Source organism: Litchfieldella rifensis, from assembly GCF_042646605.1.
Classification (GTDB): domain Bacteria; phylum Pseudomonadota; class Gammaproteobacteria; order Pseudomonadales; family Halomonadaceae; genus Litchfieldella; species Litchfieldella rifensis.
This window is the reverse complement of record NZ_JBHRUG010000007.1, coordinates 1-15873: the sequence shown is the minus strand read 5'-3', so window position 1 is coordinate 15873 and position 15873 is coordinate 1. Positions and strand designations below refer to the sequence as shown.

The window sequence follows — 15873 nt, the reverse complement described above, 5'->3', positions numbered from 1 at the left end:
ATGACAATGATTACTGATTTAGTAGTTTTATTGGTAGCCTTGCTTCATGGGTATTTCCTGATACTGGAAATGTTCCTTTGGGATAAGCCGATAGGCCTTAAAGTCTTTGGACAGTCCAAAGAGAAAGCGGAAGCTACAAAGGTTTTGGCGTCAAATCAAGGGCTTTATAACGGTTTTATTGCAGTCGGTCTTTTGGTTGGCTTTATTCAAGGGGCGGCAGGATATGACTTTAAGGTATATTTCCTGACGTGTGTTGTTGTAGCTGGCATCTACGGTGCAATGACAGCAAGCCGAAAAATTCTATTTGTGCAGGCGCTGCCAGGAGCTATCGGCTTGCTATTGGTTCTTTTCTCAAACCATTAGAAACTTAGGTTCGCCATAGCAAGTCGTTCAAGACGACGGCACTACGTGCGCGGCTTAACTCCAGCGTTGAGGCTTTAGCAAGTGTGCCGTAGGCACACGGAAGAACTGTCTATCTTGGCAAGTTCTTCGGTGTAGAGCTGCATGAAAGATGAAGTCGGGCCCTTCGAAGTCGACTTTCAGGAACAGGTGTAAGGTCTCGGATGATCAACTGAGCTATAGGGGTTATCCTTTGCTGGCCAACAAGGACTTAAGCCGCATCAGCCTCAGAGGTAAGCGGAAAGTGCAGAGCCAATGGAAGCTATACTATCTGGTTTGTAATATTGAAAAGTTGACGAATTACGAAAGGTTGTCAGCTTGGCGGCCAACAGGCTGCAATTGGCAACGCCGAAAGAACCGAAAATAGCCAGCGTTCATCACCAATGACTGGTGGCGCCAAACGCCCAATATGGAATCGGTCGGCAGGGCGGTGAAATGAGTCGAAAGAAAGGGTGTGGGAGACTCTAGAAATAGGGGTTTTCTACAGCCTCGTTAGGTACACCAATAGGGAAATTGAAAATGGCAGATAATAATGCACTTAAAGGGCTGGGCGGGTGGCTGATTTTGGTCGGGCTAGGAGTTGTAATAAACCCCATTAGGTTGCTTGTTACCCTTATCCCAACCTACAAACCAATCTTCGAAGATGGAATATGGGAGGCTTTAACGACCTCGGGTTCTGCAGTCTATAATCCATATTTTAGTTATTTGCTGGTAGGCGAAATTGCATTTAATATAATAATATTGTCTATCTCTATTTATTTAATATATTTGTTTTTTTCTAAGCACTATCTTTTCCCAAGGATATATATAGGCATTGTGACGGCATCTTTGATATTTGTCCCTCTTGACGCTTGGCTTGTAACTAAAATATTTCCTGGCATGCCAATGTTCGATCCGGATACCACTAAAGAGTTTGTGCGGTCGCTCATTGTTGCTGTCATTTGGGTTCCTTACATGCTCGTTTCAAAAAGAGTTCGAGCAACATTTGTAGAAAATATGCCTAACAATAAAATCCAACCAACCGTTAAAGCGTCGGCTGATTAGGGCGTTAAATTCCCAACGAAGACAACTGAGCGTCAAATCACCAAGCCCTGAGCCAGTCTATCTGGCTCGGGGCTTTTTCGTTTTGGTGGCTTGTCACTTCGCCGCCAGCGCCACCCCCACCTTCGACCGATTGGGCCGCCCAATAGTCTGGGTAATCCAGTGTCCGGTCGTAGCGAGCACATCCTGGCCAGCTGCGCTTTGCCGCCAAGCCTGCCGCCGGTGCGGATCGACGGCGAGCTCTACTGGGACGGAGGCATCAACTCCAATACACCACTGGAGGTGGTGCTGGACCACTGGCCCCGCGAGCACACGCTCTGTTTTATCGTCAACCTCCGGAATGAGAGCGGCCGCGAGCCCACATCCTTGCTGGACGTGTACGCCCGCGAGAGGGAGATTCGCTATTCGAGCCGGTTCCGCAAGGAAATCGAGGCGTTCCGGGAGCGCCACCACCTCAGGCACGCGGTTCGTGTCCTATACGAGGCGCTACCGGAGGAGACCCGCAACCAGGCGGGACTGAAGGCGCTGGCCGATCTCGGCTGTCACACCCGGATGGACATCGTGCGCGTGGGGCCCGCTACCCAGACCTGGGAACCAGCCCTGAAGGATGCAGACTTCGAGTCGCTCAGCAGCCGGGAGCGCTGGGATCGCGGCTACCGGCAGGCCCGTGACGTGCTGGAGGCTGCCCCGTGGCAGTCTTCTCGGAGGGACGACGCCAGCGAAGGAGTTCGGCTATTCGAGGCGCCGGGCGAGGACATCCGAACCCGGAGACCCGCGCGTGCCTGCGGCACATGTACCGCGGTGACCGCGGCGGATCGATCATCTACATGGGCTCGGTCCACTCCAAGGAAGCCTCGCCTCTCAAAGCGCCCTACGTCTCGGCCAAGCACGCCCTGCTCGGGCTGGCGCGCACCGTGGCCAAGGAGGGCGCCCAACAAGGGGTGCGCGCCAACGTAATCTGCCCGGGTTCGTTCGCACGCCGCTGGTGGAGAAGCAGATCCCCGAGCAGGCCCGGGACATGGGCATCAGCGAGGATCGCGTGATCTCCGAGGTGATGCTCAAGGAGACCGTGGACACGGAGTTCACCACCACCGAGGACGTGGCCGAGATGGCGGTGCTGTTCGCCGGCTTCCCGAGCAACGCCCTGACCGGGCAGTCCGTGGTGGTCAGCCATGGGTGGCACATGGAGTGAGCCGGACAGCCGCCGAGGCCGGCGACGGAGCTGTCCACTACGTTGATACCTTCTTTCCAGTACGGCATGGAGGTTGGCCAGGGCCGAGCAGGGTAATCAACACCTTTGCGTCCTTTTGCAGCGTGGCCCGTCTCCTGTAGTGAGACCTCGCGTTGGGCGAGGATCGGTCATCAGGAGGAAAGGCCTTATGCAACAGAACGCTCAACCGTTCGCGCTGGCAAAGGCGGGCAGCGAGGCTCCCATCATCAACATCGAGTTGTTTGCGCTCGACCTCACGAGCTGTACACGATGCGTCGGAACCCTCAATAATATCGAGAACGCGATAGAAGTCGTGCGTCCCGCGGCCGAGGCGATAGGGGCCAAAGTGAACGTCACCAAGGTCATCATCGAATCGGAAGCGCAGGCGCTCCGCCACCGGTTCAGCGTCTCGCCGACCGTTCGGGTGAACGGCACCGACCTGGCATTCGAGACCCGGGAAAGCCGCTGCGATTCCTGCACGGAACTCAGCGGATCGGACGAGGGCACGAGCTGCCGGGTATGGCACTACCTGGGAGAGGAATTCACCGAAGCCCCCGTTGGGCTGGTGGTCGAAGCGTTGCTTCGCCTATTGGCGGGCCAGCGTTCCGCACTGTCGGAACCGGTTACTTTTGAGGAAGTACCGGGCAACCTGCGGCGCTTTTTCGCCAGCAAGGCCGCTGAGCCAGGTGGCTCATCGCAGCAATGCTGCGCTCCCAGCGAGCAGGCCACCTGCTGCCTGCCGGAGGCCAAGCCCGAATGCTGCGGCCCATCCACGGAGGAAGCCTCATGCGGGTGTCGGTAAGTGCGAACGGCGAGCATGACCAACGCCTGCTATGGCAGGCGTTTCGGGCCGAACTCCTGCGCTTCGTGCGCAAGCGGGTAGGGGAGGAGAGCTTGGCGGAGGACATCGTGCACGACGTCCTCATCAAGGCCTTCTCCCACCGCGATGAGCTGAAGGACGGCTCCCGGCTGCGCGCGTGGCTCTACCAGATCACTCGCAATGCGCTGGTGGATCACTACCGAGCGCACAAACCGCTGGAACCGCTGCCGGCGGATCGGGAGGAACAGGCGGAGAGCGACGTGCGAGCGGAAGCGGAGCTGGCCCAGTGCCTGCGTCCGCTCATGGGCAAGCTGCCGGAAAAGTACCGGGAAGCGCTGCTCACCACTCTTGAGACCGGCATGACCCAGCGGCAGTACGCATCAAGGCAGGGGCTGTCGATCTCCGGCGCCAAGTCCCGCGTGCAGCGCGGCCGCACCATGCTGCGTGACGCGCTGGTGCAATGCTGCCGAATCGAGATGAACCAGCGCGGAGAAGTGCTGTACCACGACGCTGGCGAAAAGTGCAGATGCCACTAGCCCTTGACCGCCCTGAGTCTCCGTAATGGTCCACTTCATCAACCTCTCATAGCGTATCGCTATCGAGCCGAAAGCCGCCCTCAGCTTGACGGCTTCGCTCCCGACTCCTTGACTGATATTTGACGGCTTATGGGACTCTCAATGCCTTCGGCAAAGGGCCGGAAGGTGTTTACAAAAAATGAGGCGATACGGCGCTGTCGGCTCAATCGCCCTGTAGGCCACCATCCAGTCGAGGAGAAGACCGTGTCCGATCAAAAGCCTACACGCCGGGAGTGGGGGCACGCACCACACCCAGTCTGCAGGGCAACGAACACTGGTGGCCCGACCAGCTCAACCTCAATGTGCTGCACCAGAAGCATCCCGACGCCAGCCCGTTCGGTGCCGACTTCAGCTATGCCGAGGCGTTCTCGCAGCTCGATGTCGACGAACTTTGCGCCGATCTCGATGCCTTGATGACCGACTCGCAGGAGTGGTGGCCCGCCGACTGGGGCCACTACGGGCCGTTCTTCATCCGCATGTCGTGGCACGCGGCCGGGACCTATCGCGCGGTCGACGGCCGCGGTGGCGGCGGCACCGGCGCCCAGCGCTTCGCGCCGCTCAACAGCTGGCCCGACAACGGCAACCTGGACAAGGCGCGCCGACTGCTGTGGCCGATCAAGCAGAAATACGGCGAGAAGATCTCCTGGGCCGACCTGCTGGTCCTCGCCGGCAACCGCGCGCTCGAGACGATGGGCTTTCGCACCTTCGGTTTCGGCTTCGGCCGCGCCGACATCTGGGCGCCCGAGGATGATATCTACTGGGGCCCCGAGACCGAGTGGCTCGCCACCAACGACGAGCGTTATACCGGCAGTTGGGAGGACGGCAGCCGCGTGCTCGACAACCCGCTTGCCGCGGTGCAGATGGGGCTGATCTACGTCAACCCGGAAGGCCCCAACGGCGTTCCCGACGCGATGAAGTCCGCCCAGGACGTGCGCGAGACCTTCGCCCGCATGGGCATGAACGATCGCGAGACCGTCGCGCTGACCGTTGGCGGCCACACCTTCGGCAAGATGCACGGCAACAGTTCACCCGACACCGTCGACGAGGCGCCCGAGGCTGCGAAGATCCACCAGCAGGGGCTCGGCTGGGCCAACAAGCACGAGACCGGCCTCGGCGAGTACACGATTACCTCCGGGCTCGAGGGGGCCTGGACCCCGACGCCGACCCAATGGGACAACGCCTACCTCAACACCATCTTCGCCCACCAATGGGAGGTCAAGAAATCGCCTGCCGGCGCCAACCAGTGGCAGCCGGTCGAGGTCAAGGAGGGCTACTGGGTGCCCGACGCCCATGTCGAGGGCAAGAAGAACCCGCCGGTGATGAACACCGCCGACATGGCGATGATCACCGACCCCACCTATATCGAGATCGCCAAGGAGTTCTACGAGAACCCGGACGTGCTCGCCGACGAGTTCGCCCGTGCCTGGTACAAGCTGCTGCACCGCGACATGGGCCCAAGCGCCCGCTATCTCGGCCCGCAGGTGCCAAGCGAGGTGCTCGTCTGGCAGGACCCGGTACCCAAGCACCAGGGGCCGCTGGTCAACGATCAGCAGATCGCCACGCTCAAGCAGCAGATCGCCGACTCCGGCCTCAGCGCCAAGCAACTGGTGGGCACCGCCTGGGCCTCGGCCTGCACCTACCGCCAGACCGACCACCGCGGCGGCGCCAACGGCGCGCGCATCCGTCTCGAACCGCAAACCGACTGGGACATCAACGTGCGCTCCGGCGTGTTTGAAGTGATCGATCGTCTCGAGCAGATCAAGAACGACTCGGACGCCAACATCTCGCTGGCGGACATGATCGTGCTGGGCGGCAGCGTCGGGGTCGAGATGGCGGCCAAGGCGGCCGGGCACGACATCACGGTGCCGTTCACCCCGGGCCGCACCGACGCCACCCAGGACATGACCGAGGTGGATACCCACGCCTTCCTCGAGCCGAGGCACGATGCCTTCCGCAACTACATGCAGCCCCAGGTGACCTCCATCCCCGCCGAGCACCTGATGGTGGACCGCGCCTTCATGCTCAACCTCAGCGTACCGCAGATGACCGCGCTGCTCGGCGGCATGCGCGCCATCGGCGTCAACGTGGGTGACGATAACGACGGCATCCTCACCGACCGCCCCGGTCAGCTGACCAACGACTTCTTCGTCAACCTCATCGACATGGGCTCCGTGTGGGAGCCCCTCGACGAGAACGAGGAACGCTTCGAAGGCCGCCACCGCAAGACGGGCAAGAAGAAGTGGACCGCCACCCGCGTCGACCTCGTCTACGGCTCCAACTCGCAGCTACGCGCCATCGCCGAGGAGTACGCCGCCAATGGCGGTGAGGAGCGGATGATCGACCGCTTCGTGAAAGGGTGGGTCAAGGTGATGGAGAACGACCGCTTCGACCTGCACCGCTGAATGACAGGTCCGCGGCGGTAACGCGGACCTGGATCAAAAAACCGACCCCGAAGGTGGTAATCCCGCCTTCGGGGTTTTTATTTCATCTCATGCTTTGGTTGGCGTTGATCTCAGCGTAACGGTTGTTTACGGTTAGTAAAAAGCCGCAGTAGACGGCTTAGGTAACCAGGAACACGCAGGGACTGCCGCACTAAGGATGATGCTCATTATCATCCGTTCTGCCAGCAGGGGCGGTAGCGTGCCCCGTCTCCCAACATTCCCCTCCTGACAAAACCCAGCCTTATCTGAAATTCTCATTAACTTATTGGATTTAAAAGTCGATTTCGCCGCGTGGTATTCTCCGACGAATACTGATGACATAGAGATAACCCGATGCGGCAAGAAGGCAAGCTCACACAGTGGAACGACGACAAGGGCTTCGGCTTCATCACGCCGACCGCTGGCGGCCCGCGTATCTTCGTTCACATCAGCGCCTTTCCCCGCGGTGGGCGCCGGCCGCATGTGAACGAGCCGATCACCTACCACCTGACCCGCGACAGCCAGAACAGGCCGAAGGCGGAGAGGGTGGGCTATCGCAAAGCAGCACGCCATGCGGCCCCGCGTTCCAAAGGCCTGATGATGGCATGCGGTATGGTCGCTGCGTTCTTCGCACTCCTGGCGGCCTTAACCGCTGCCGGTCATATCCCTTTGCAGCTCGTTGCGGCATACGCTCTGCTGAGCGTGATCACCTTCGCCATGTACGGCTTCGACAAAGCCGCAGCGGGGAGAGGGCATTGGCGAACAGCAGAAGCAACGCTCCAATTCGCGGGCTTGATAGGTGGTTGGCCCGGTGCGCTGGTGGCGCAGCGCCTTTTTCGGCACAAAACAAGGAAGCAACCGTTTCAGGCCATATTCTGGTGTGGGCTGGTGGCTAACTGTGCCGCACTAGGGTGGCTTCTTTATGCAGGAGAGGCTGCGAGCGTTTGGGCTAGTTTGGGTTTCGGCTGACAGACGTGGATGTACATACAGCGTTATTGGTTCAGACAAAACGCGCAAGCACGCAAAAGCTGCACAGGTCGCCGAGTTAAACTTAGTTTTTTTGTAAATCAATAGGTTGGGGGAGAAACGGCGGGCTCGATAACATTATTGAACGCGCCGGCGCGTTCAAGTCAATAAACGAGCAGGCAGTCTAATCACTGTTAGCTCTCAGGAGAAGCAATGAGCATTATCCAAAATGCGATCGATTCAATCCAAGTTGGAGTTGAAGATTTTGAAAGTGATGACGATAGACGCAGTGTTTCTGCTGTAAGAAACATTGCGGCTGGTGTTCTATTGCTTTACAAGGAAAAGCTCTGCCAGCTGTCCCCAGATGGCAATAAAGAATTGCTGATTAAACAAAACATTAGGCCTGTGCAAAATGAAAACGGCGAAATAGTTTTCGAAGGCAAAGGCCACAAAACTGTCGATGTTCAGTCAATAAAAGAAAGATTCAGCAGTTTGAATGTGGCGGTAGATTGGAAACGATTTGATGAAATTAATAAACTAAGAAACGATTTAGAGCACTACTATACATCTGAATCTCCTGATGCTGTGCGTGAAATCGTAGCAAAGTCATTTTTATTGATTAGAGATTTTCTATCAGAACACTTAGATCAAGATCCTCAGGAGACGCTCGGCAATGATTGCTGGACGACTTTGCTTGAAGTAAGTGATGTTTACTCGGCAGAAGAGAATGCTTGTAAAGCGACTATCGATGCAATCGACTGGAAATACCATTCAGTTGAAGTAGCACTTAAAAATCTTCGCTGCAACCAATGCTATTCTTCATTGATACAAGCGCCGTATCCTGATGATGCCTATCCGACCATCAATTTGCATTGCAAATCATGTGGGCTTGACTTCTGCTTTGATGATGTGCTTGAACAATGTATCGATGATTCTTTGGCTGGAGAGGCAATTAGAAATGCAATGGATGGCGGTGATTCTCCTTATGATTCATGCCATGAGTGTGGAAAAAGCACTTTCATTCATGAAGAGGGTTGTTGTGTCGCATGCGACTATGAAATGGAATACACCAACTGTGAAATGTGCGAAGAGCCATTGGGTCTAGAAGATCAATATAACGAAGGGAAATGCAGTTACTGCCAGTATAAATGGGAAAAAATCATGGCAGAATGAGCTAACAAAGCGCTGCTGTCGGACAAGTTTTCCGCTGCGCTCCAAATTTTCCGCAGAGCGCGGCGTTAGCTTATTTTGAACTCTGAGAGAATATGATATGTCTGAAACAGGAAATATTGAGGATCTGGCAAAAGTTGTGTCAGGTGATATCTTCAAATGGTTTAAATGGGAGGTGTGTGCATTAAAGGATGAAGATTGGACATGCGTAATAGATAGCCATAAAAAGAAAACTCATCCGGCTGATGTAGTTTATTATTATGATGATCCCTATTCCGGAGATGTCATATATATCAATACAGATCTAAAGAGTTACAAAAAAGGCAGCATTAACTCATCAAGCATATCAAAGGCGCTAAGTTCATTATCTGTATCTGTTCAATGTGCAAATATTAGCGAAGACTGGCAGAATAAATATTTAGTCGATGACGTAGGGTTTGATTGTGTAATTGGTATGTTGTTTATATACAATCATGATGATGAATTTGATAAAGATCTCGTTGGTGTGATTGAAGCGATAGATTTTGACAAGATAAATATTCCTGAAAAAGTAAAGATTGTATTATTCGATCCTCAGAAGATAAGAACATTAGTTAATATTGTCACAGATATGAAAGGTCTAGTAGCTGATGACCTGCTTCCTAGAAAGGACTACACCTTCTTTTACCCGGATTTGGTTATGTCTAAAAGGCATGGCGAAGAGTGGAGCCAGCCAGCTTCTGTTGAGGCACTTACATCACCATGGCTTATTATTAAGCATCGCGCGACGGATCAAATTGAAGAGGGGTATGTTATTTACTACCATATGAATGGTGATACGGTAGATGAATTCGTATATTTAATTGATGCTATGTCTCATTATCAAATGTTACTAAGTAACAAGCCGATTCGAGTTAGATTTACCAACCCAGGAAAGGATTCAGCAAATAATTTTAATAAGGCTAAGCTGGAGTATCTCAAAATGTGGGGAGCAGACGAAGCTAGGGAAAGGCAGCTTAATAGAATAGATGCAAGAAGAATAAATAAGGTGGTTTCAAATTATTGTCCAATGGAAATAGGGATGAGAGATCATGTCGAGTAAACCTGGACCATCAATCTATATTCCATCAGATAAAAACATATTTGATGCGCTGCAACATAAAAAAATAAGACATTCTGAGGTGCAGAGATTTTTAAGGAATCGAGGAATTATAGTATCCTCAGATTTGGAAAAAATCGACCTTTCGAAGTTTATAGCGAGACTTACCTTCGATTATGGTGATTATGTTCATATAACTAAGCTATTGGAAAATCCAAATAGAAAGGAAAAAACAACAAGGACGACGGTAAAAGCAACTTCAAATAACGAACAGCTGGTTGAAGCGTGCCAAAAAATTACAAAATCGACTGGTGGGGACGAATCATATAAAGTAGTTAAAAAAGAAGATTCAACAATTCTAGTGGTTACCTATACAGAAACTGATTTTACAAAAACTGAGCTTCGTCAAAAAACTTTAAAAAAATGCGAGATTGAGTTACACGCAGACGGAGATGAAGTCACGGTACGCATGCCAGCTACAAAAAAGGGAAAAGAATTATCTGAAAGAATTAAATCATCTTTATCAAATATTCTTGGCGAAGAGCTCGAAGAAGAGGTTATTTCTTTAGAAAGTATTGCCATGCCAGAAGCTAGAAGTCTCTTTTTCGATGAGTTGATCAAGTCAATTCCGGGGTATGAGTTAGAGGATGTTTCTAGCGTTGATGTCTATCACGAAATAGATAATCTTGATGATGAGCAAGATGATAGCGATGAGGACAATGAAAGTTCTACAAACTTTGCGGGCTTCATAAGAAAAGCAGCTCTCGCTGGCGGCGGTGTATTAGAATCGGCTGAGTTTAATCAGTTGCATTCAAGAGGTTTTTTTATTTCCAAGATCATATGGACAGTTGTTGATACTCTGCCAGGAGGAGATAAAGTAGAGTTGGAGGCTCAATTCGGCCAGCCATCATCATGTTCTGACTTTAAATACCTTGTAAGAGGTGTATATAACTATAATGATCGGGCCAAGATCCATAATACAACGAAACGCACTCCAAGCAGGGTGGAAACCGGCACTTTTAATAAGAAGCTAGAGAAGGCGGCAAAGATTGCTTTTGATAAGGTGGCTAGTATCTACGTTGGTGCTGAAAATGAAGACGATTAGATGGCTAAGAGTGAAGTGGCCTCTTCCACTTCTGGAGGTATCTAAAAAGTTAATCGCTAATCAATATAATGAAGACGTAGGCCGGGGATTTATATTAGCGTCTAGTGGGAAAAATAGAATTGCTGGTAAATTCGTAGAAAGAATAACTGAAAAAGCATTTATAATTGACCCTTTTGGTAACGAGACAGAGTCTTATAGTACAACTTACTACGTAGCAAAATTTTCATTCGATAGTTCATCATGTTTTTTAGAATTAGAATCGCCTCCAAGGTCAATAAGAAAGCTAGCTTCCGAGTTGCACTCAATGGTTGGTTTAGGTTTAGAGTTGTCTGATATCAAAGTAGATCCTCTAAAATGGCTTCAAGAAATTGAGGCATCGCATACCCCTTTGTTGGTTAAAAATATATCTTCCTCGGCTATTACGGTTCCCAAAAACGGGCTAGCAAAAATAAGCGTTTCCGGAAAGAAAGATATTAGAGACGAGTTTTCTAAGGTAGTGGGAAAAAGGAAAAGAGTTATAGATTTGGTTAAATTCAGCGGAGATTTTAATCAATGTAGTATATCAGCTGAAATAACAAAGACTGGCTTTATAAAGTACAGTGGACATATTTACGATGGCTTTATAGGTGATATTAGGAAATGCTTAGAGCGTAGTGTTCTGGAGGGGAACTAACAATTCAAAGCGCGCGTACTTGCTAAAGCTGTCCTCTTTTTTGTTCCAAAAAAGCCGCCAACTTCACCAGTCCGATGTTTGAGGCGTTATGCATAAATCAGGAGTAAAGATGATTCCAATACAAGAAATAGACATTTATTCAGACAACGGGATAAAAACTTCAGCTCATGTCGTTGTTCCCAGTCCACAGAATACAATTTCCGGTGTTGAGGTGGTTGTATACGATCCAAACTGGAACTCTCTTTACAGCGCATATCAAACTATCGGCCAGCATGCCGATCCTCAAGCTGCATGCCAAGCAATTATCGATTTCTCAAAAAAATATATCGAGAAGTCGGGAGGGAAGGTAATTCGAATAAATAACCCGTGTAACACAGAGTTTGTGGATGCCCAAGACCAACAAAATATCGTTAATACGTTATCGCTAAACTTGACGGTCGAGGTCGGTGCATAACAAAGCCATCAAATTCACTCCCTACGCTCGCAAGATCGCACCGTTATATTTTTGAGGAAAGTTAATCAATATGTCAATCATTAACCATTTTGATTATGACAGTTATATTTATACTTCTGCCTGTATAGACAAAGAGTTCTGCGAGCACTTTAAGGAAGTCGTAGCATGTTTGGAAAAATGGGATTCCATTGTTAATTCTGCTGCCCATGCCTTACAAAATGATGGGGAAGCGTTTGCATTGGCGTTACATGCACACTCTTTATTTTTAGGTGCGGTTAGATTGGCAAGGTCAGGTCATAGTTCAGCAGTTTATCCACTGCTAAGAACTGCTCTTGAATCTGCCGCTTATGCTTTGCTATTTACTCAAGATGATGATTTGTCTGAGAAATGGAAGAATCGCCACAAGAGTGACGATGACTTTAAGCAAAGTAAAACAGCTTTTGCTCCAGCAATGAAAAAGCTTTAGAGCAATCTTGCAGGAACACGATAAAAAACCGCAAACTACTCCGTACGAAGAGTACATTATGTCTATGCATGATGCGGTAATTGATTTCGGGGCGCATCCCAATCCTATCACGATAACAAATAATAGTACGATTTCAGATGATGGCTATATTTCAAAATATGAATACCTCAATCGCCTTGATGACCAAATGATCAAGGCAATTTTTGCTTGTATTGATTTTGGAGTGGTGTTATCCGTTATTATGTATTTATCACAATTGCTAAGAGATTCTGATGCTCCAGGGTTGGACGAAAAATTCATGCCTTTTATCCGTGAAAACAATTCAATTGCTGACAAAGTATATGGAGGGCCGATTGGCTTCGGTAATCGTTACTATAGTCGGGTTAACTCCCATGCAAGGATATAACTAGACGCTGCTACGGAAAATTCATTCGCTTGTGCTCTCGAATTTCTGCAGAGCTAGGCGTTAGCCAACCTGTACAGTGATGGTATTCACCTGACACATGTCCTCGTAGGCTCCCTATAGTTAAGCAGTGTTTTCTGTCGTTTTCCCGGGCTCCTTTTTTGTCGCCTTGGGGAGCCCTTTCTTGAAGACGGCATAGGGCGTCATACCCTTCATGTTGCGGCCCTGATGCGGGCGTTTCGTGTTGTAGATGACCAGTAGTCATTAAGGTCCTGCTGCATCTCTTCCAGAGCTTCGTACCACTTGTTGCGCCTGGATGCGGAAGTGTTCGTCCAGCAGGGTGCGGGGCAACCGTTCGACGAAGCCGCTGCTTGTCGAGCAACTTTGATAAACCGAGAATTGCGATGGATGAACCCAAACCACTAGACAGCCTGTTCAAGGAAAAGCTGTTTCGCATCCCCGACTATCAGCGTGGGTACGCCTGGGGCCGCGAGCAATTGGACGCCTTCTGGGAAGATCTAATCAACCTGCCCGTTGGGCGCTCCCACTACACCGGCGTGCTTACGCTGAAGGAGGTTCCGTCCGCCGATATTCAGGAGCAGGACAAGGAGTTTTGGCTGGTCGACGATCATTCGTATAAGCTGTATCACATCGTCGATGGTCAGCAGCGGATGACGACCTTTACGCTGTTTCTGCAAGCCTTCATCGAGTTGCTCCGGAGCTTGCCGGAGAATGAAGGGCTGGCGGACGACGCGATCTACCTGACCGACACGCTCAGCATCGCGGCTGTCGAAAGAAAATTCCTTTTCGAGGTGAAACCGGCTAGCGATGCGTTTCGCACCTACAAATTCGGCTACACGGTTGACAATCCCAGTTACGAGTACATGCGATACCGAATTCTAGGCGAAGACGGCATCGGCACGGTGCTTGAAACGTTCTACACGCTGAACCTCAGCAATGGAAAACGGTACTTTAAGGAGCAGCTCCAGGCATGTTACAAGAAGGAAGGGATCCATGGCCTTCAGAACTTGTACCGCACGCTGACCAAGCGATTCCTGTTCAACGAGTACATCATCAAGGACGAGTTCGACGTGTTTGTCGCTTTCGAGACGATGAACAATCGCGGCAAGACGCTGTCGGACTTGGAACTGCTCAAGAATCGATTGATCTACCTCACGACCCTTTATACCGATGCGGAACTGGACCCTGCGGAGCGCTGCGATCTCCGAGACCTAATCAACGACGCCTGGAAAGAGGTCTACTTCCAGTTGGGGCGAAATAAGTCAAAACCGCTCAACGATGACGACTTTCTACGGGCCCACTGGATGATGTACTTCAAGTTCTCGCGACAGACAGGGCGAGACTACATCAAATTCCTGCTAGAGGAGCAGTTCACACCGCAGCGCGTCCATCGGAAGATCGTTCAGCTGGTAGAACTGGAAGATGCCGAGGAGCAAACATCGGAGGCGGATCTGGAAGCGGATGAAGAGAATGGACTAGAAGAGGTCGATACCATCGATCCGATGATGGTGGCCGAGTTGCGCCCGAACGAGATTCGCGACTACGTCAAGAGCCTGAAGGCGTCTTCAGTTCACTGGTTCCGCACATTCTACCCAGAGATGTCTGACGATCTGACGCGGAAGGAGGTGGAGTGGCTTCAACGCCTAAATCGGCTGGGTATGGCATATTTCCGCCCGTTGCTGATGGCGATTCTGAAGAAATGTGACGATCCCAACCAGCGCATTGGCATCATCAAGGAAATTGAACGGTTTGTATTCGTCGTGTTTCGACTAACCCAAACCCGTTCAAATTATCGCAGCTCGGAATTCAGTAACGCCGTTCGCGCGATCGACCGTGGCGACATGAATTTGGCGGAGCTGAAGGAACGTCTGCGTAATCGAATGAGTTTTACGTTCGCGGACGTGGGACATTTTGCGACAGACGATTTTTATCTGTTGTTAAAGAAGAGATTTGAGAACGGTCAGGGCTACTATGGCTGGCCCGGATTGCGGTATTTTCTCTACGAGTACGAATTGGGGCTGCTATCCGGCAGCCGGCAGAAGAAGGTCGATTGGTCGGATTTGCTCAAGACGTCGAAAGACAAAATCTCCATAGAGCATATTTATCCGCAATCCGAGACGGTGGCGTGGAAGACGGCCTTTAAAGGCATTCGCAAGCGGAATCGGGATGCGTATCGAAATAGCCTCGGGAACTTATTGCTGCTCTCATCCGCGATCAACTCTTCGCTGCAGAACGACACCTTCGCGGAAAAGAAGAAGCCTAAGAGCAACAGCGATGGTACCAAGCTGCGCAACGGCTATGCGGACGGTTCGCATTCGGAAATCGAGGTCTCCCATTGTGAGGATTGGGGACCCGATGAGATACGCGAGCGAGGCGTTCGGCTGCTTAAATTCATGGAGAAGCGCTGGGATATCCGTTTCGCAGATGACCAGGCAAGGGCAGCACTGCTATTTGTCGGAACCGTCGATGGCGAAGAGCCGGATTCAGGAGAGTTAGATTAAGCTCCCAAAACAAGACGGCGAATTGCATTTACGTGCTGTTGAAGGGGTTATGGTAGCGAGTGGCGGTATAGAAACCAGTTGCAGTGGACGCCCCGCTGCGCGGCCCACCGCTGAACCGGAGCGTTAGCCTCATCCCGGCGAACGATCTACATCCCGAACGCTCTTCAATAGTGTTGCATTATGGAACTTCAGACCGCCAAGGACCCCCAGCAGTGATCATCCCCAAGACGGGCGCTTTCGGCTGGATCGTGAGCGCTTGAAGCAGCATCGCAAGCGGCTGGGCCTGAGTCAGGAGGCGCTGGCCGAGTACTGTTTTGATCGGCGCTTGTGCGTCTCTATTGCTTCCATCAAGCGGGCCGAGAGTGGCAAGGCGGTGCTTTATCGTACCGCGCGCCACCTGGCCGAGATCTACGGGGTCGAGGTCGGGGTGCTGTCGGTGGAGGCCGAGGAGGCTTCCGCCGTGTCGGTGTCAACATCACTGAAGGTTGTCCGTTTTTCATCAATTCGGATTGTCCGGTTTTCATCAGTGTTCTTTCATCGGAACAGCTTCAGGGTTGTGTGAGGTGTCGTC

General features: G+C 51.6%; 17 protein-coding genes and 2 pseudogenes. 18 read left to right on the top strand and 1 reads right to left on the bottom strand.

Annotated elements, in window-relative coordinates; all coding sequences use genetic code 11:
• From ACFOEV_RS03380 to ACFOEV_RS03305, 16 genes and pseudogenes are all read left to right on the top strand, one after another.
• Positions 1-363, top strand: coding sequence for a DUF1304 domain-containing protein (locus tag ACFOEV_RS03380; RefSeq protein WP_386771604.1), 363 nt, complete (start codon positions 1-3; stop codon positions 361-363).
• 555 nt (positions 364-918) lie between these two features.
• Positions 919-1443: a DUF2569 domain-containing protein gene (locus tag ACFOEV_RS03375; protein ID WP_386771602.1), complete on the top strand. Its 525-nt coding sequence runs from the start codon at positions 919-921 to the stop codon at positions 1441-1443.
• Between the two features lie 159 nt (positions 1444-1602).
• Positions 1603-2136, top strand: a pseudogene (locus ACFOEV_RS03370) (DUF3734 domain-containing protein); the annotation flags it as partial.
• Between the two features lie 95 nt (positions 2137-2231).
• Complete coding sequence (locus ACFOEV_RS03365; protein WP_386771600.1) at positions 2232-2483, top strand: SDR family NAD(P)-dependent oxidoreductase; 252 nt, start codon at positions 2232-2234, stop codon at positions 2481-2483.
• A complete protein-coding gene (locus ACFOEV_RS03360; protein WP_386771639.1) occupies positions 2426-2632 on the top strand; it encodes a hypothetical protein in 207 nt (68 codons plus the stop codon). The genes ACFOEV_RS03365 and ACFOEV_RS03360 overlap by 58 nt, the downstream gene beginning before the upstream one ends.
• 187 nt (positions 2633-2819) lie before the next feature.
• Positions 2820-3452 carry a DUF2703 domain-containing protein gene (locus tag ACFOEV_RS03355; protein WP_386771598.1) on the top strand — a complete coding sequence of 211 codons (633 nt, stop codon included), beginning with the start codon at positions 2820-2822 and terminating at the stop codon, positions 3450-3452.
• A complete protein-coding gene (gene sigZ, locus ACFOEV_RS03350; protein WP_386771596.1) occupies positions 3437-4006 on the top strand; it encodes an RNA polymerase sigma factor SigZ in 570 nt (189 codons plus the stop codon). Before ACFOEV_RS03355 ends, sigZ begins: the two co-directional genes overlap by 16 nt.
• 272 nt (positions 4007-4278) lie before the next feature.
• Entirely contained in the window at positions 4279-6447 is a 2169-nt protein-coding gene (gene katG / locus ACFOEV_RS03345; protein WP_386771594.1) for a catalase/peroxidase HPI, read from the top strand.
• 372 nt (positions 6448-6819) lie between these two features.
• Positions 6820-7434, top strand: coding sequence for a DUF1294 domain-containing protein (locus ACFOEV_RS03340; protein WP_386771592.1), 615 nt, complete (start codon positions 6820-6822; stop codon positions 7432-7434).
• Positions 7435-7644: 210 nt separating this feature from the next.
• On the top strand, positions 7645-8604 hold the full coding sequence (locus ACFOEV_RS03335) for a hypothetical protein (RefSeq protein ID WP_386771590.1): 960 nt from the start codon (positions 7645-7647) through the stop codon (positions 8602-8604).
• A 97-nt stretch (positions 8605-8701) separates the two neighbouring features.
• Positions 8702-9682, top strand: coding sequence for a hypothetical protein (locus ACFOEV_RS03330; protein ID WP_386771588.1), 981 nt, complete (start codon positions 8702-8704; stop codon positions 9680-9682).
• Positions 9672-10784, top strand: coding sequence for a hypothetical protein (locus ACFOEV_RS03325; protein ID WP_386771586.1), 1113 nt, complete (start codon positions 9672-9674; stop codon positions 10782-10784). Before ACFOEV_RS03330 ends, ACFOEV_RS03325 begins: the two co-directional genes overlap by 11 nt.
• A complete protein-coding gene (locus ACFOEV_RS03320) occupies positions 10771-11457 on the top strand; it encodes a hypothetical protein (RefSeq protein ID WP_386771584.1) in 687 nt (228 codons plus the stop codon). The genes ACFOEV_RS03325 and ACFOEV_RS03320 overlap by 14 nt, the downstream gene beginning before the upstream one ends.
• Positions 11458-11566: 109 nt before the next feature.
• Positions 11567-11911, top strand: coding sequence for a hypothetical protein (locus ACFOEV_RS03315; protein WP_386771582.1), 345 nt, complete (start codon positions 11567-11569; stop codon positions 11909-11911).
• A 70-nt stretch (positions 11912-11981) separates the two neighbouring features.
• Positions 11982-12377 carry a hypothetical protein gene (locus ACFOEV_RS03310; protein WP_386771580.1) on the top strand — a complete coding sequence of 132 codons (396 nt, stop codon included), beginning with the start codon at positions 11982-11984 and terminating at the stop codon, positions 12375-12377.
• A gap of 58 nt (positions 12378-12435) precedes the next feature.
• On the top strand, positions 12436-12783 hold the full coding sequence (locus ACFOEV_RS03305) for a hypothetical protein (RefSeq protein ID WP_386771578.1): 348 nt from the start codon (positions 12436-12438) through the stop codon (positions 12781-12783).
• 120 nt (positions 12784-12903) lie between these two features.
• On the opposite strand, the pseudogene ACFOEV_RS03300 reads toward ACFOEV_RS03305, so the two are convergent.
• Positions 12904-13152, bottom strand: a pseudogene (locus ACFOEV_RS03300) (integrase core domain-containing protein); the annotation flags it as partial.
• Positions 13153-13184: 32 nt separating this feature from the next.
• Between ACFOEV_RS03300 and ACFOEV_RS03295 the strand changes: the two are divergent.
• Both ACFOEV_RS03295 and ACFOEV_RS03290 read left to right on the top strand, forming a co-directional pair.
• On the top strand, positions 13185-15302 hold the full coding sequence (locus tag ACFOEV_RS03295; protein ID WP_386771576.1) for a GmrSD restriction endonuclease domain-containing protein: 2118 nt from the start codon (positions 13185-13187) through the stop codon (positions 15300-15302).
• Positions 15303-15558: 256 nt separating this feature from the next.
• The gene (locus tag ACFOEV_RS03290) at positions 15559-15864 is read left to right on the top strand and encodes a helix-turn-helix domain-containing protein (protein WP_386771574.1); all 306 of its coding nucleotides are present in this window, start codon (positions 15559-15561) and stop codon (positions 15862-15864) included.
• Positions 15865-15873: the final 9 nt, after the last annotated feature.